General features: G+C 67.7%; 10 protein-coding genes, 1 tRNA gene and 1 pseudogene. 7 read left to right on the top strand and 5 right to left on the bottom strand.

The genetic code is table 11. The annotated features are described in order from the left end of the window. Nucleotides 1–98: 98 nt before the first annotated feature. Genes ACLJRM_RS28980 through ACLJRM_RS28955 form a run of 6 tightly spaced genes read left to right on the top strand, consistent with a single transcriptional unit; the run spans nucleotide 99 to nucleotide 8,532 of the window. Entirely contained in the window at nucleotides 99–1,976 is a 1,878-nt protein-coding gene (locus tag ACLJRM_RS28980; RefSeq protein WP_410664844.1) for an SIP domain-containing protein, read from the top strand. 29 nt (nucleotides 1,977–2,005) lie between these two features. Next, nucleotides 2,006–2,989, top strand: a complete 984-nt coding sequence (locus ACLJRM_RS28975) for an ABC transporter substrate-binding protein (RefSeq protein WP_410664843.1) — start codon at nucleotides 2,006–2,008, stop codon at nucleotides 2,987–2,989. After that, nucleotides 2,986–4,032, top strand: coding sequence for a FecCD family ABC transporter permease (locus ACLJRM_RS28970; protein ID WP_410664842.1), 1,047 nt, complete (start codon nucleotides 2,986–2,988; stop codon nucleotides 4,030–4,032). Before ACLJRM_RS28975 ends, ACLJRM_RS28970 begins: the two co-directional genes overlap by 4 nt. After that, nucleotides 4,029–5,123, top strand: a complete 1,095-nt coding sequence (locus ACLJRM_RS28965; protein WP_410603753.1) for a FecCD family ABC transporter permease — start codon at nucleotides 4,029–4,031, stop codon at nucleotides 5,121–5,123. The genes ACLJRM_RS28970 and ACLJRM_RS28965 overlap by 4 nt, the downstream gene beginning before the upstream one ends. Next, entirely contained in the window at nucleotides 5,120–6,787 is a 1,668-nt protein-coding gene (locus tag ACLJRM_RS28960) for an ABC transporter transmembrane domain-containing protein (RefSeq protein WP_410664841.1), read from the top strand. The genes ACLJRM_RS28965 and ACLJRM_RS28960 overlap by 4 nt, the downstream gene beginning before the upstream one ends. Then, nucleotides 6,784–8,532, top strand: a complete 1,749-nt coding sequence (locus ACLJRM_RS28955; RefSeq protein ID WP_410664840.1) for an ABC transporter ATP-binding protein — start codon at nucleotides 6,784–6,786, stop codon at nucleotides 8,530–8,532. Before ACLJRM_RS28960 ends, ACLJRM_RS28955 begins: the two co-directional genes overlap by 4 nt. Before the next feature lie 165 nt (nucleotides 8,533–8,697). Here ACLJRM_RS28955 and ACLJRM_RS28950 read toward each other — a convergent pair. After that, a pseudogene (locus ACLJRM_RS28950) lies at nucleotides 8,698–9,114 on the bottom strand (transposase); the annotation flags it as partial. A gap of 107 nt (nucleotides 9,115–9,221) precedes the next feature. Then, nucleotides 9,222–10,934 (bottom strand): hypothetical protein, encoded by a 1,713-nt coding sequence (locus ACLJRM_RS28945; RefSeq protein ID WP_410664839.1) that lies wholly within the window; start codon nucleotides 10,932–10,934, stop codon nucleotides 9,222–9,224. 476 nt (nucleotides 10,935–11,410) lie between these two features. Here ACLJRM_RS28945 and ACLJRM_RS28940 point away from each other — a divergent pair, with 476 nt between their 5' ends. Beyond that, nucleotides 11,411–11,686: an integrase core domain-containing protein gene (locus ACLJRM_RS28940; protein WP_410664926.1), complete on the top strand. Its 276-nt coding sequence runs from the start codon at nucleotides 11,411–11,413 to the stop codon at nucleotides 11,684–11,686. Between the two features lie 563 nt (nucleotides 11,687–12,249). Here ACLJRM_RS28940 and ACLJRM_RS28935 read toward each other — a convergent pair. The 3 genes from ACLJRM_RS28935 to ACLJRM_RS28925 all read right to left on the bottom strand — a co-directional run bounded on the left by ACLJRM_RS28935 (nucleotide 12,250) and on the right by ACLJRM_RS28925 (nucleotide 16,514). Next, a complete protein-coding gene (locus tag ACLJRM_RS28935) occupies nucleotides 12,250–14,817 on the bottom strand; it encodes a S8 family peptidase (protein ID WP_410664838.1) in 2,568 nt (855 codons plus the stop codon). A gap of 11 nt (nucleotides 14,818–14,828) precedes the next feature. Next, nucleotides 14,829–15,812 (bottom strand): AAA family ATPase, encoded by a 984-nt coding sequence (locus tag ACLJRM_RS28930; protein ID WP_410664837.1) that lies wholly within the window; start codon nucleotides 15,810–15,812, stop codon nucleotides 14,829–14,831. 629 nt (nucleotides 15,813–16,441) lie between these two features. After that, a tRNA-Ala gene (locus tag ACLJRM_RS28925) sits at nucleotides 16,442–16,514 on the bottom strand. Nucleotides 16,515–16,759: the final 245 nt, after the last annotated feature.

Genomic DNA, 16,759 nt, shown 5'->3' with positions numbered 1-16,759 from the left:
CGCGAGGAGTAAGGATTGCCTAACATTAGCTCCGCCCCCTGTCGATGGTGGAGGGCGGCCTCGTCACCTTCGTCCCGTTCGGAAGGGCTGTTCCCCGCATGCCGAAGACTTCACGCCGGATCACCGTGCGCCCCTTGACCCTGCGGGAGGTCGAGGTCACCCGCGTGCGGGACCTGACGCCGGGGATGCGGCGGATCACCGTGACCGGTGCGCAGCTGGGCGAGTTCACCTCGGCGAACGGCTTCGCCCGGCCGGCGTTCGACTCGACCGGTTTCGACGACGACATCCGGTTGGTGTTCCCCTACCCCGGCCAGGACCGGCCGGTGCTGCCGGTGCAGCAGGAGAAGGGCCTGGACCTGCCGAGAGATCCGCGGCCGTTGACGAGGCTCTACACCGTCCGTCGCTGGGCGCCCGAGACGGGCGAGCTGGACATCGACGTCCTCAAGCACGGTATCGGCGTCGGCACCACCTGGGCGTACCGCGCCCAGGTCGGCGATCGCGTCCACTTCTTCGGCCCGAGCTCGTCGCGGGCGCTCCCGCAGGACGCGGACTGGCTGCTGGTCGCCGGGGACGACTCGACGATCCCCGCGATCGCCCGCCTGCTCGACGAGCTGCCCGAGGGCACGAGGGCGCAGGTGTTCATCGAGGTCGCCGAGGACGAACACCGCCAGGAGCTGCGTGAACTGCCCGGCGTCGAGGTGACCTGGCTCGTGCGCGACGGCGCCGAGGCCGGTACGACCCGCCTCCTGGTCGACGCGGTCAGGAACTGCGCCTGGTGGGACGGCAGGCCGTTCACCTGGCTCGCCGGGGAACAGGCGGCGGTGCGCGACATCCGGCGTCATCTGGTCGAGGACAGGGGAGTGTCCAAACAGGACATCGAGTTCAGCGGGTACTGGCGTCGCGGCGAGGTCGTCGCGCTGGAGACCGACGGGGCGGTGCCCGATCCCGCGAAGACGAGGACCCCGCTCGAGAAGCTTCACGAGCTGACCGAGCTGATCGCACCGATGGCGATCCGCACCGCCGTCGAACTGGACCTGCCCGAGCTGATCTCCCGCGGCGTGACCGCCACGGCGGACCTGGCGGGCAAGGCGGGCGCCGACGAGCGGGCGCTGGGCAAGTTGTTGCGCTACCTGCACACCCTGGACATCCTGACCGAGACCGAACCGGGCCACTACGACCTGACGTCGGTGGGCGAGGTCCTGACCGTCGACTTCATGGCCGACTTCCTGCACCCCGCCGGGGTGGCGGGGCGCGAAATGCTCGGCATCCGCGGGCTCACCGAGTCGATCCGCACCGGCCGGCCCGCCTACGCCTCGGTCGCCGGGCAGACCTATGCCGAGGTACGGGCCGAACAGGACTACGAGGACCGCTACCTGGAACGACTGGCGAAGTTCCAGGCCACGCTGGCCGAGCCGATCGCCGCCTCCGACATCCTCTCCGGTGTCCGGCACCTGGTGCTCCACTCCGGCGGTGCGGGGGCCCAGGCCGCCGAGTTCGTCGCCGCCCACCCCGGCCTGCGGATCACGATCTGCGCGTTGCCCGCGCAAGCCGACTGGCTGCGCCGCGACCTGCCCGACACCATCCCCGACGAGCGGCAGCGCGCCCGGGTCGACGTGGTCGAACAGTCCGTCTTCGAACCCGGCCCCGCCGCCGACGCCGTGTTCGTCATCCGCGCGTTCAAGAACCTGGCCGACGCCGATGCCGCCCATGCCCTGCGCCGAGCAGCCGAGAACCTCCTTCCCGGCGGCCGGGTCCTGCTGGTCGAAGACCTCTTCGACACCGAAGACCTCGACGAACACGACGGTGAAGCCGATCTGCTCGCCCTCACCGTGCACGGCTCGGGGCTCCGCACCGCCGACGAGCTCGATGCCGTCATCGCCCGGGCGGGGCTCGAACGGTGCGTGACGCACACCGTCGGCTGGGGAACCACGGTCCACGAACTGACGCGCGCCGAAACCCACCACGACACGCACTGACCTTTCCCCTGAAACGAAGAAGAGAAGACATGACCCTTCTACGACGACGCGGCGCCGCTCTGGCCGCCGCCCTGTCGATCACGGCGCTCGTCCTCACCGCGTGCGGCGGAGCCGGCACCGAAGATCCCGCCGGCGCGTCCGCCGAGACCCGCACCGTGCAGGCCGGCAATGGCGCGGTCAAGGTCCCGGTCGCGCCCCAGCGTGTCGCCACCCTCGGCAACACGACCCTGCCGTTCATCGACCTCGGCGGGAAACCGGTCGGCGTCACGGCGGAGTCGGACTCCGACGTCGCGCTGTTGTCCCCGGACGAGCAGTCGAGGTACAAGTCGGCCACGATTCTCGCGCCCAGCGCCGACCAGGTCGACATGGAGAAGCTCGCCGGTCTGAAGCCGGACCTCATCCTGGTCCAGATACCCGAGCCCGAGTTCGAGTCGATCAAGGCGCAGCTGACGGTGATCGCCCCGACCGTGTTCTTCGGCCTCGACACCGAGTGGAAGGCCCTTGCCGACGGAGTCGCGCAGGCAGGCAACATCACCGGTGCGCTGAGCGAGCAGAAGGCGGCGTTCGAGCAGCGCCGCGCCGCGGTACAGGCGAAGTACCGCGGGATCATCGACCGCACCTCGTTCGTCGACGTCATCCGCTACTCGTCGTCCGATCCCGGGACGTTCGCCATCGCCGACATCGGTTGCTCCGAGATCGCCAGGGACGAGGTCGGCATGAAGTTCCCCAAGGCCGCTGAAGGCGCCGATCCCCTGGCCTGGACGGCCTTGCCGTTCGAGCAGATCGGTGAGCTGTCGAAGTACGACGTGATCACCTACCCCGTCGACGCCGCGGGCCGGCCGACGGAGCCCTTCAAGCCGGTGGTCGAGACCAACACCTGGAAGGCACTGCCCGAGGTGAGCTCCGGGCACGCGCTCGGGGTCTTCTGCCCCGGCAACAACTCCTACGGATCCGTCATCCGGTACCTGGAGTCGCTCGACCGCGCACTGGCGACCCTTCCGGCCACGGGGTGACAGCCCTCGCCCTGCGGCGGAACGGTCCGGGCACCGTGGGGGTGGTGCCCGGACCGCGTCGTCGTGTGCTCGGGCTGGTCGTCGCACTGGTGGCGCTGGCCGTCCTGCTGGTGCTGAGCGTCATGATCGGCTCGACGGCGATCGCGCCGTCCGTGGTGTGGGACGCGCTGGTCCACTCTTCGGCGGGCATCGACCAGTTCGCGATCCGCGACTACCGGCTGCCGCGCACGATCGTGGGTCTGGTCGTCGGCGTCGCGCTCGGCCTGTCGGGCGCGTTGATCCTGGCGCTCACCCGCAACCCCCTGGCCGATCCGGGCATTCTCGGCGTCCACGCAGGCGCGTCCTTCGCGGTGACGGTCGCCGTGGGTCTGCTCGGCGTCAGCGACGTCCACGGCTACCTGTGGTTCGCGTTCGCGGGAGCGCTGATCGTCACGCTCATGGTGCTCGCCATCGGGTCGACGCGGCAGGGCTCCTCGCCGGTGGTCATGGTGCTCGCCGGGGTCTGCGTCGGCGCGGTGCTCGGGGGTGCCAGGGAGGCGCTCCAGCAGACCAACCCGGCCGCGTTCGACGCGATGCGGAGCTGGAACGCCGGTTCGACGGCGGGCCGCTCGCTCGACGTGGTGTGGCCGGTCCTGCCGTTCTTCGCGGTGGCGCTCGTCCTGGCCGTCGCGGTGTCGGGTTCGCTCAACGCCATGGCTCTGGGTGACGAGATGGCGGTCGCCCAGGGCGTCGCCCTGGCGCGCACCCGCGTCCTCGCGATCGTCGCGATCACCCTGCTCGCCGGGGGTGCGACGGCCATCGCCGGACCGATCGCCTTCGTCGGGCTCATGGTGCCGCACGTGGCCCGCTGGATCGTCGGCCCGCACCAGCGCTGGATCTTCGCCTACAGCGCCGTGCTGGGCCCCGTCCTGCTGCTGACCTCCGACATCCTCGGCCGGCTCGTGATCCGGCCCGGCGAGATCCCGGTCGGGGTCGTCACCGCCTTCGTCGGCGCCCCCGTCCTCATCGTGCTGGCGCGCCGGAAGAAAGCGAGCGGACTGTGAGCACAGGCGTGTCGTCACGGTCGGCCCGCGCCCGCCCGGCGCCCGGGGAGCGGGTGGACTCCGGGCGACGGGTGCTGACCGTGCGGTGGTGGCGGGTCGCCGTACGGCTCGACCTGCGTTCGGTCGTCGTCTGCCTAGTTCTCGCGCTGGTGATCGCCTGCACCGCGGTGCTCGCGCTGATGACCGGCTCGTACCTGCTCAGCCCCGGGCAGGTGGTCTCCGCGCTGGCCGGCGGGCAGACCGGACTGGTGAACGACATCGTGGTCGGGTGGCGGCTCCCGCGGGTGACCGCCGCGCTGGTGTTCGGTGCCGCGCTGGGGGTGAGCGGGGCGATCTTCCAGTCGATGTTGCGCAACCCGCTCGCGGACCCCGCCGTCATCGGCTTCTCCGAGGGCTCCTACACGGGCGCGCTGGTGGTGATCCTGGTCGCCAACGGCACGTACTTGCAGCTGGTCGGCGGGGCGCTGCTGGGCGGCATGGCCACCGCCGTCGCCGTGTACCTGTTCGCCTTTCGACGCGGAGTGCAGGGCTTCCGGCTGATCATCATCGGCATCGGCGTCTCGACCTTACTGGCTTCGCTGAACACCTGGCTGATCCTCAAAGCCGACCTGAAACAGGCGATGGCCGCGGCGGCCTGGGGCACCGGGTCGCTCAACGGCGTGTCCTGGAACCAGGTGACCATCGGCGGCGCGTGTGTTCTCGTGCTCCTGCTGCTGGCGGGGATGTCGAGCCGTCCGATGCGACAGATGGAGCTGGGTGACGACGCGGCCGCCTCCCTCGGGGTGCGGGTCACTCCGGTACGCCTCGGCCTGGTCGTGGTGGGCGTGGCGCTGACGGCGACGGTCACGGCCGCGTCGGGGCCGATCGCGTTCATTTCCCTGGTCGCGCCCCAGATCGCCCGCCGGCTCGCTCGCACCGCGGGGATCACCCTCGCGCCCGCCGCCGTCGTGGGCGCGCTGCTGTGCCTGTCCGCGGACTACATCGCCCAGCACGTCGCGCCCACCCCGCTCCCGGTGGGGATCATCACCGTCGTGCTCGGTGGCGGCTACCTCGGCTGGCTGCTTTTCACCGAAGCCAGGAGACGTCTGTGAACACTCCGCCCAGCACGCCGGCGGTACGGCCGTTCGCCGTCGGGCCGGAGACGACTCCCGGCCGGTTCGTGCTGCACGTGATCGGATCGGTGCGGCGGAGCACCGTCCCGGCGATGCTGCTGGCGATCGTGTGGCAGGTGGGTGAGTCGGCGGTCCCGGTCGTGATGGGCGTCGCGATCGACCGGGCGCTCGCGACCGGCGACGCGGGCCAGCTGGGGCTGTGGCTCGGTGTGCTGATCACGCTGTACGTCGTGTTGACGGCGGCGGCCGGGCTCTCGCTGCGGCTGACCGTCTCCTCGGTCCAGCTGGTGCAGCATCGGCTGCGGGCCACCCTCTCCGCCCGGGTACTGCATCCCGTCGGCGGAGCCACCCGGGCACCGGACGGCGAGGTCGTGTCGGTCATGACCAACGACGTCGGACGCCTGTCCAACGGGACGTTTCTCGCGATCATGCCGATCGCGAGAATCTTCACCATCGGGTTCATCGCCGCCTCGCTGCTGGTGACGCACTGGCTGCTCGGGCTCGTGGTGCTGGTCGGGGCGCCGGTGTCCGTCTGGCTGATGGGCCTGCTCAGCGAGCGGCTGTCCCGGGACACCCGCGAGTACCAGGCCCTGCTCGCCTCCACGGTCGGGCGGGCGACGGATCTGGTCGCCGGTTACCGGGTGATCAAGGGGGTGCGGGCCGAGACCGAGGCCACCACGCGCTACCGGCAGGCCAGCGGGGCGGCCCTGGTCGGCGCGCAGCGCAACGCCGGGCTGCTCGGGCGGTTCCTTCTGGGCTCGGGCGTCGTCACCGGCGTGTTCGTCCTCGCGGTGACCGGACTGGCGGGCTGGTTCGCCGTGGGCGGGCAGCTGAGCGTCGGCGGGCTGATCGCCACCGTCGGCCTCACCCAGGCGCTGCTGCCACAGGTGGAGTCGATCGCGAGACTCTCCATCCCCAACCTCGCGGGCTCCCGCGCCTCCTCCGCCCGTCTGCTCGATGTCCTGCGGGGTGCGGACGGGCCCGCACCGGCCGACGGCGGCCGATCCCCGGTGTCCGCGCCGGCGGTGCCCACGCTGGACGTGGTCGGTGCGGGCGTGCGTGTCCAGGTCGAGCCCGGTGAGCTCGTCGGAGTGCGCGCCGACGACCCGACCGCCGCACGGCTCGCCGAGGCGCTGCTGAACCCGGAGGGCGACCGGGACATCGAGGTACGGCTCGACGGACTCGCGGTACACGAGCTGAGCCCGGCCGGGTATCACTCCCTGGTCACCGTCGCGCCGCACCGGGTCACGCTGTTCACCGGCACGATCCGCGACAATCTCACTCCCACGGGCGCCGTGCCCGAGCGCCTGGACGCCGCGGTGCGGGCCGCGGCCTGCGACGACTTCGCCGCCGACCTCGACGATCCCGTCGGCGAGAACGGCAACCGCCTCTCCGGGGGCCAGCGCCAACGGGTCGCGCTCGCGCGTGCCCTGGCGACCGACGCGCCGGTACTGGTGTTGCACGACCCGACCACCGCTGTCGACTCGGTGACCGAGCAGGCGATCGCGGGGACACTCGGTGCCGTTCGTACCGGACGCTCGACGCTGCTGATCGCCTCCTCCCCGGCACTGCTGGCCGGCTGCGACCGCGTCGTGGACCTGCTCGCCGACGTGCCGGTTCCCGGCCGGACGGAGGCCACATGACCGCGACGACGACCGCCGGCGGCGCGTTGCGCGTCGCCACCGGACCGGAGACGGCGCGCGAGGTGTGGCGTACCAGCCGTGGGCTTCGGCTCCGCATCACCGCCGTCGTCGGGGTGGGGATCGCCGGCTCCGCCGTCGACCTGGCCGTTCCCGTGGCCATCGGCTTGCTCGTCGACCGCGTGCAGGCAGGCACCGCCGATCTCGGCACGGTCCTGATGCTCACGGCGGTCATGATGGGCTCGGCGGTCCTCGGCGCCGCCTGCGCGGCGGTGACGATCGTCCTGGCCACCCGCGTCTTCCACCACATCCTGGCCGACCTGCGGGAACGGCTCGTGGAGCGTGGCCTGAGGCTCCCGCAGCACGTCGTCGAACGCGCCGGCACGGGGGATCTGATTACCCGGTCCAGCGACGACGTCACCGCCGTGGCCGATGCCGCCCCCGCGGTGATCCCGGCTCTCACGGTCACCGCGTTCACCATCGTCGTGTCGCTCGCCGGGCTCGCGGCGCTGGAGTGGCCCTACGCCGCCGCGCTCGTCGTCGTGCTGCCCGTGTACGCCCTCGCCCTGCGCTGGTACCTGCGCACCGGACCGGGGGTGTACCGCGCCGAACGCGCGGCGATGAGCGTGCGCGCCCAGCAGATCGTCGAGTCCCAGCGCGGCTACGCCACCGTGCTTGGCTTCGGACTCGCCGAGGAGCGGCACCACGCCGTGATGGCCGCCTCCTGGCACGTCGCGGTGCAGGCGCTGCGGGCCCGAACCGTGCAGAGCAGGTTCAACGTCCGGCTGAACCTCGGCGAATGTCTGAGCCTGGCCGCCGTGCTCGTCGTCGGCTTCGTCCTCGTCGACGCCGGAGCCTCCACCGTCGGTGGCGCCACCACCGCCATGCTGCTCGTCCTGCGCCTGCTCGGGCCGGTCAATCAGCTGATGTTCGTCCTCGACACCCTCCAGTCCGCCCTCGCCTCGCTGAACCGCATGGTCGGCGTCGTCACCATTCCGGCCGACACTGCGGAGGAGGGGCAGCGATCGGTGACGGAGGCGGGCATCGCCGTACGGCTCCGCGACGTCGCGTTCCGGTACGACGACGACGCCCCGCGTGTGCTCGACGGCCTGACCCTCGACATCGCCACCGGTCAGCACGTCGCCGTCGTCGGCGCCTCCGGGGCGGGCAAGACCACGCTCGCGGCCGTGATCGCCGGCATCCGTCCGCCCACGGCCGGAACGGTGACCCGCCCGGACCGCACCGCGGTCGTCACCCAGGAGGTCCACGTATTCGCCGGGACCCTGCGCGACAACCTCACCCTCGCCGCTCCGTCGGCCACCGACCGGGACCTCCGCACGGCACTCGGCGCCACCGGCGCCACCGCGCTCCTCGACCTGACTCCCGACGGGCTGGACACCCTCGTCGGCGTCGGCGGGTATCCACTCACCGACGCCCAGGCGCAGCAGCTCGCCCTCGCCCGCCTGCTGCTCACCGACCCGGAGCTGGCGATCCTCGACGAAGCGACCGCCGAAGCCGGCTCCACCCACGCCGGTCTGCTCGACCGAGCCGCCCAGGTCGCTCTCGAGGGCCGAACCGCGCTGGTGATCGCCCACCGGCTCTCCCAGGCCGCGGCGTGTGACCGCGTCGTCGTCATGGAGCACGGGCGGATCGTCGAGGCCGGGACGCACGACGAGCTGGTCGCCGCGGGTGGCGTGTATGCCGGACTCTGGGCCGCGTGGTGGGACGGGCAACGGCTCGGCGGATGATGGCGTGCTTCTACGGCAACGTGGCCAGGGAGAGAATCAGGCCATCCGAGAGTTGCGGGACTGTAAAACGAACGGCTCTGGCGCACTTTCGGTGGTGTTAGCCGAGGAGGATGCGGTGGCGCAGGAGGTTGATGCCTGCTCGTCCGTACATCTCGCCTGTCGTCAGCCTTTCGCATACAACGACAACACGATCTCATCCACACTACCCAGCCGACGCTGCCGCTTTTTCACGATCACCGGCTCGAAATTCGAATCCCGATCCCGCGGCACCGCGATCTCCACCTCGCCCACCGCGTCCGAGACCACCCTCTTCGACCGCGTGCCGTTCCGCACGTTCGACCTCGCGCGCCCCGGCTCGGCCTGATGCTTCTCATGGCCGAGGTGCTCGGTCATCTCCGCGTTCAACGCCGCCTCGAGGACCGTCTTGGTCAACTGCTTGAGCAGCCCATCCGGACCGGTCAGCGCCAGTCCCTGCTCCTGGGCCCGCGCGACCATCGAGGCCGCCAGCTCCTCCTGTGCCGTCCGCGGCTTCGCTGCCTTGCCCTTACCCGTCGATCGTGAAGTTACGACGTCTAGTGTCATCACACACCATGCCCATCCCGCCGAGCTCACGCCCGGCGTGTCGGGCCGGAAACACCGTTACTGGGACAGTCCCACCGGAGAGTGGCTTGTGCGGCCCGGCGTCGACACTAAGGCGCGGGGGAGAGACGTCGCGAGGCGCGCTGAGGTTGTGACACGGACACATTGGTGGTCGGCGTGCTAGTGCCGTCGGGGAATATCGCCAGCAGTTGCGTGAAGTAGCGGACTTTGCTGGGTAGTCGGTTCCACCGCCTTAACGGGTGGTGGTACTCCGCTCGTGAGGTGTCATTGTCGAGTGCTTCGGCGAAGGCTGTTTGTGCGGGCGTGAGTTCGGCGGCGGCCATGGTGAGCAGGTGGGAACGCATTGTCTTGATTAGCGCTGCTGGGCTTTGCTCCTTCGAGAGAGCACGTTCGGAGGGCCGGTCGCGCGGGATGGGGCGGTCCCTGAAGCCCAGGTCGTCTAGCGTGTCTTTGCCGCTCCAAATTTCGTGGCGCTGCCACACGTCGTCTCCTATCTGTTGATGGAGCCGGTGGACCAAGGCAGGGCAGCCAGCTGTCTCGAGCAGCTTGCTATAGAAGTGCCGGCTGAGGTGCGTTGATGTGAGGAGCACCCGGCGATCTTTGGCGAGGTGTGCGGTCGGGTCGTCGATCCAGGCGGGGAGGTCGATGTCGAAAGGACCACCGTGCATCCGTTCGATTGTTCGTGGCAGGTCGAGATCCGTGATGGTGTGGTCGATTAGGACTACGCCGGCCATGGTTTCGGCGCGGAGCAGGTACTGCCCGTCGGGGTGTTGGTAGAGGACAGCGAGTGTGGTGGCAGGATCGGCGGTCCTGCGGCGTGCCCAGATCGCGCAGGCGGCTTGGTCGCGAGCGGCTATTGCGTACCGAACACGTTGGTCCGCCATGCCGTGGTGGGCATCGCAGTAGCGGCGTTGATCAAGCGCCGTGTCCAGAGGCTCGGCGGACTCCAGTCCGCACTGTGCGCATGTGCGTCGCAGCTTTAGCCTGCGGGCACTTTGAGGAGACGCTGGAGGAATCGGGATGGTGTCGGCGATGGCGTACAGCGGCTCGGGTCGTTTTCCGATCCGGGTACTGGCGATGGGTGCCTGGTGGTGCGCTGGTTGGAGACGCCGATTGTTCAAGTCCGCGAGAGTGGCGAGCACGTTGAACGGGAGCGTGTCCCGTGAATAGAACGGCAGTCCGGTGCGCGGTGCGCCTTGCGACGAGGTAGCAGAGTCGTTACCGGCAGGTGATGGGTTGCTCTGCCAGAGGCGCGGGTGAAGAAGGAGCACGTCGCCGACGGCGTGGCCGCGGGCGGGCTCGGTGAGGGCCACGCGCAGCTGAGGTGTCGGTTCGCGGGGCGTCCATGGCAGAAGGATGCCGTGCACGGATTGGACGAGATCGCCTTTACGGCGTGTCAGGTGAACTTGGACGCCCGTGAGGAGCGACCATGTCTGTTTCTCGTTCAGTCGTGGAAACTTCGGGTGGTGCGGAGTGCCGCGGTCCTCGAGGATCTGTAGTACGGCGGCGCCGTACGCGGCGCCATGCTCGACGGCCCACTCGCGAGCGGAGTCCTCGATGCCGCGGACGGCGCGAGCGGCACGCTCGGCGAGAACAGGTCCGCGCTTCCCGGTGAGAACGTTATGGGCTTCGGTGACGGTGCAGTCGTCGATCGTCGAAAGAATGTCGGCTGGTTGCAGCTTGGTCTTCGCGCGGGGCACGTCATCGTCCGTTCCCGACAGGGCCACACCCACCTGCCGTGACGAGTACGGCCAGCAGCTTCTTGATCGCGCGTGCCTCTTGGCTTTACCGAACAGTGTCACCTGGCCTGTGTGGAAGGTGGTGACGGCGGTAGGAGCGTCGCGCTGTAACTCCGCAAACACTGTAGCCGACCCTAGGTACGGCCCATGCCCAGGGTGTCAATCGGTCACCTACATCAGCGTCCTTCGCCGTCCGACCTATTCCTGTCTGGTTGACCTGATCGGCTGTGCCCAGAACTTGGTCGAACCCGCTGTGAGTGCCCAGCGATAGGTTCGTCGGCTACTCGGGGAACGGTCGCCGTAGGACTGTTCTCCGTGCTGGCTTCCTTGGTGGCGGCGATGCCCGGTACGCCGGCGGTGGTGTCGGTCTTGTCGGCGTCACCCTCAAGGTGGAAGTCGATGTTGATGGTCTTCCATTCCTGTGCTTTCACTTTTACGGAGCGCAGTGTCGCGTTACAGTCGAGACGCAGCACGACCCTGCGTTGATCGATGAGATCCTCGGCGGCGCCGAAATCGCCACTGTGCTGACCGGTGTCCGGATGCCTCGCATGAACGCGACCATGGAACGCTGTGTGAAGACGCTGCAGGCCGAATTGCTGGACCGCACGCTGATCTGGAACGAGACCCACCTCCGGCACTCGTTGCGCGAGTACGAGCAGCACTACAACCAGCATCGAACCCACCGATCGCTGGCCGCCGCGGCGCCCCTGCGAGCCCGACCCCAGGCCCTTGAACCCGACCGGATCGAACGCCTCGTGATACGCCGACAGGACCGACTCGGCGAAGTCCTCCATGAGTACATACAGGCCGCTTGACCTGCACGGACGTAATTTTCGTCATCCACACCGCCCATCGGACACCGTGGTCGTTCACGTCACCTGCGACAGCGGACTACGTCTTCCCTGGACGGTGCAGGGTTGTGGCCTCACCCGGTTCACCGGACTGGTCGGCCCCATCCTCTGCGGACTCCGCGACCAGGGACGGATCGATTTTCTGCCCGGGTATGCCATCACCTACACCGTCATCGCGCGCGACGCCGGTAGCGTGGCACTGGCCAGCCGGTACTGCACCGTGCCGGTCGGCGACTTCCAGCGCGTGAATTTATCCTTCGCCGAAGGCGACGGCTACCGTGGAGATCACCGTCGTCGTGCCACCGGCCACCGGCCACAGGCGCTGCGGCCTGTCCGCCAGTACCGCAGAGGCCATCGTGACCAGAAACTGGCCGCCAGGAGTAGGCAACTGCCGAGAGGATCGCGGGCGGATACCGTTGCCGGTGTTCATCGAGGCACGGGAACAACCCGTCATCAACGATCACGATCTCGCCATGAACGACTCCAGCCTCAGGACGATCCGCACCGCCATCCTGTCCTTAGAGGGCTTACGTGCCGATAACGATCGGTACCTCGATCTGTTGCGCTACAGGTGTCCACACATCAGCTTCGACGCCGGGAGTGTCGATGGACACGATGAAGGCATAGCGGGAGTCGTGACAGTCGTCGTGACGGGATGACCTGTCCTTCCACCAGCCGCCGACTGGGTACACCGCGAGCGCCCCGCGCTGCGCTAGGTCCGCTGCGGTCCCAGTCCAAATATCGGTATGCAGCGATCCCGAAGACTTCTGCAACTCCGAGCCGAAGACCCAGGCGCCGGGTTCGTCAGCCGACGTCGGTCGTTTCTCTTCCTCCTCTAGCGCTTTCGTATTGAGACGCTTGTGGAACTCGTCGTTGGACTCGGTCGGACGCCGTACGTCGAACCGCAGGCCGTGAGACGCGTAGCTGTAGCGGCCATTCCATCCCCTCCTCGCCGGGTTGGGTTCGATAAAGTAAGACAGCGTCACTCGCAGGCGAACATCGATACCACCGAGATCGGCGAGGACGTCAGCAGGCCAGGGCAGGTCGTGGAAGTGGATCTCCCTCATCGTGCCTTTTTCGAACGGGGTGATGGTGTCCTGAGCGATGAGGGTCAGTGCGTCGCTGGCACTGCGCGTCGCGCGCAAGAGGTCCGGGACACCCATTCCGTAACGGCGCAGTACGGTCCGCTTGTCACGCTTCCCCGACTTGGCGTCGAAGTGTGCCTGCATCGCGGGAGTCCACTCGGCAGAATGCACGATCAAAGCTCGTACCGCCTCTGGCCAGAGCGAGGGGTACTCGGCCATGATCTGCGCGGCCATTCGTGCTGCTTGCGCGGTGGCCGCACTGGTCGCGTTCGCGGTGGCCAGCGACTGGCTGCTGCCGGTCGTCTCAAAAGCCGTTGGCGAGCGTGTCGTAAGTAGATCCAGTGCGCGGAGGGAATGAATCTCCGCGCCGCTCGGGGACCGCGCGAGATTGCCGCCCTCCAGGACGATCTCGGGTTTGATCGGCCACTTTGAGCTGAACGCGACCGAAGTACGACTGAACGGCGACAACTCGCCGCGTGGTGCCAGCGGGCTCCATCCTTGGTATTCCTCGGGCGCGTGCGCTAGCGAGTCATGGTCGGTGAAGGCACCAACGGTCAGTACATTCCATGCCTGCGCGGGGTCTTGCGCGGGTTCGGTGTCGCTGCGAGTCAGGTGGTCATGGTCGTAGTTGTACACGTTGCCAGCGGAAACTGCGAAGAGCCGGTGTGCATCGGTTTCGGCAGGCCCCAGGAACGCGATGCCCGAATCGTCATCAATAACGCCGCGCCCGGCGGCCAGCGCGTCGAGGCTCGCCGACCACGATGTCGGCTTCCCCAACGCGATCTCGGCAGGTTCTGCCGGAGACTGCTCAGAAGTAGTGGCGGTGATGGCCATCGAATAGACCCGGTGGCGGTCCGGTGTGCCGATTTCGACTGCGGAGGTGCCTGACGCTGTGATAGCTCCGTAGAGCTCGGGGTCGTTGGTCTGGCCTCGCGGCGGCAGGAGTTTCAGTGATTCCAGTCTGTGGCGCAAGTGGACCGGACCGGTGTCTTTCATCGACTCGGCGAGGTCGCCGTAGAGCGCGAGGCCTGCCATTTTCGTGCCATGGCCGTCGTCGTCAAGTCCGGTTGGCCACGTCGGGTCCGCAGTGTGGCAGTCCTCGATGGGCAGAGAGCCGGCCAGGAGGGCATGTGTGCGGTGGACGCCGGTGTCGACCACACAGACAGTAGGTGCGGAAGCGTCGGCAGTGGTAACCCGTTGTGCTAGATCCTGCACGAACTCGTTCTGCGTTGCGGCTTCCTCGTTCGCCAGGAACTGGGCTGGGTCGTGGGGGTGGCGGAACTCGGCTATGTCGTCGAGGACGTCGATCGCGCCGGCAAGCTGTTCCACCGACGCATGGACGAGCACGACCGTGCGACTGTCGAATCCGAGCGCTCTGCGTCCAACCTTTAGGTCGACCGCGTTTGCGTAGGTACGCAGTCTGTCTAGTTCGTTCCCGTCGCGTCGGCGGAGCCACACTTCCCACCACACCGTGGCCGCCGGATCCGGGAATTCTGCGAGGGCATCGGTCCATAGAGCCTGGACGGTCGCGATGTGGACCGCGTTGATGCGATCGACGAGATTGCTGCCTGCAGTTGTCGCTTCATCCGCCGTTTCAAGGTACTTGTCCAGGCGGTCGAGGAAATACTTCATCGTGCCGTCAGGAACGAAGACTGTGGCCATCTCGACGGGCTCGCCGTTGATCTGATCGGTCCGGACGGCGCGTAACTCTGGATGCGTCCTCCCGATGCGCGGATCGAGGCTCTCGAGAGCGAGCTCGATCCCGGGGAAGCTTTCGAAGGCGACGTAAGTGCCAGGTATAGCGTCGGCGACGATAGGTTGTCTCTTCGCGCGCCGGGTGCGGGCATCGCGCTCCGCCGATTCCAGGGTGTTCCGGATCGTGGCGCCGTGAGCGCGCCGATCCTGCGGCGCTGGAAGTGCACGACCGTCTCCGCCGCCTCCGACCGGGCCATATTCGAATGTCGAGCGCCGGGTGGGAAGGATGAGGTGTGCTTTGTTCCGCGGTGCCATACGACCTATCCTCAGCGAGTGTGATCGACCTTTCGGCCCCGAAGCGCTTCGCACAGTGCTGTCGAGGTTACGGGCCCGCCGTCGGACAATATCGCGTCCTTCGCGGCGAGTTCGGCGGCCACTGTGATCTCACCTTGACTGAGCCCGGCTGCAGCTTGATCGATATTCACCCAGTTCAGCCTTCCGAGCTCCACGCCGGCCAGGCGGCTCTTGATCACGCGGCGGGCCACGGCGGGCTCAGGCAGGGGGTAGTCGACTACGGCGTCGAACCGACGGAAGATAGCGCGATCGAGGAGTTGCGGGTGGTTAGTGGCCGCCACTAACAGGCTCTCGGAACTGTCCTGCTCGAGGAACTGCAGGAACGAGTTGAGGACTCGCCGTATCTCACCCACGTCGTTGCCGTGGGCACGTTCGCCAGCCAGGGCGTCGACCTCATCGAATAAGTAGACGCCGCGGGTTTCGGACAAGGCATCGAAGATCAGCCGGAGTTTGGCCGCTGTTTCGCCCATAAATTTGGTGATCAGGCCGTCCAGGCGGATCACGAATAACGGAAGTCGCAATTCGCCGGCAAGTACCTTCGCAGACATCGTCTTGCCAGTCCCTGGCGCTCCTGTAAGTAGGAGACGTCGGACGGGCTGGAAACCATGTGAACGGAGGCGATCGGCTTGACGTTGCTCAAGGAACACCCGCTCCAGCCGTTGGAGCACATGCAGGTCCAGGGACAGGTCGGCGAGTCCAAGTTGCGGATAACTCACGCTAAGCAGCTGGGCGAGTTCGCCTCGGGGCTGCGCGACGGCAACCAGCTTGCCCAGCGCGCTAGAAGTGGCGGACTGCTGACGCAACGAATCGACCAGCGACTTCAGTTCTTGGGCGAATCGGCCGTGCCCGACCCGCGCCGCACCGGCAGCAACCTGCAGGGCAACGGAGTAGAAGCGAGTATCGTCACCCTCCCCATGGCTCCTGACCAGCGCCTTTACCTGATCTGCCGTAGCCATCTACTCCCACCTCCCTTATGTATCTGGCCGTATGGCCTGAGCAACCTTCGAACGATAGCGCGCTCGCTATCAAGCCTCCCATGATTGGGCTTGCCTGACCGCATTTCGTTGTCAGACGCACGCTCGTCTGGGTAGTTGTGGACTTGCCGTCACGACGGACTGGTGGAGCAGCGTGACGTCACCTGCTGGTACTGCCCGCTGGCTGGAGGTTTACCGGCGTCTACGGCTAGCAGGAACCCGAGGTGGGTGGATGCCGGGCAGCGCTGTCATGCGAACGCCACCCCGGCTGGGTATCCACCCAGCCCGAGGAAGTCTCGGGCGGATCGATCATGTCATCGGGCACCGACAATTCACGCCTGGTCAACGGGGGAGCCACGCCAGCGTCGTGATGGGATCGCTTGCCTGCGGTGTGGTGACCTGAAGAGGTCGCCGAAGAAATCGCTGCAGGACTACCCGGAAGGGTGGCCCGGATGGGGCAGTTTTGGTGACCCCGTTTGAAACGGGGTCATGGCTCTGCCCCAGTTACTGAACGGTAGCTGAAGTTCGGTAGGGCGTTTCTCAGAGTGAGGCTCAACGAAAAAACCGCCCTACCTCAGCAAACTTGCGAGGTGGGCGGTGTTTCGTCACTGTGGAGCTAAGGGGACTCGAACCCCTGACCCCCTCACTGCCAGTGAGGTGCGCTACCAGCTGCGCCATAGCCCCGGAGCGAAGTTGTACTCCGCATCTCGTGTGTCCATACATTACACCGCCCGCGCGGGCCGTTCGCGAGGGGGTCGCTCTCGGTGGTCTCGATCGCCGGAAGCGGCACTGACCTGCATCTTTGAGACTTATTTTTAGACGTGTATTGACTCCGCGTGTGACCGCCGTTACGTTTTCGACCATCGTGACGCCGAGGTCCCCGCCCGCTACGCCGCGTCTCCACTGGGCTTCACCTCAGCTCGCCCTGC

Source organism: Amycolatopsis sp. lyj-84 (assembly GCF_046549075.1).
In the GTDB taxonomy this organism is placed as follows: Bacteria; Actinomycetota; Actinomycetes; order Mycobacteriales; family Pseudonocardiaceae; genus Amycolatopsis.
This window is presented reverse-complemented; position numbering and strand designations above follow the sequence as displayed.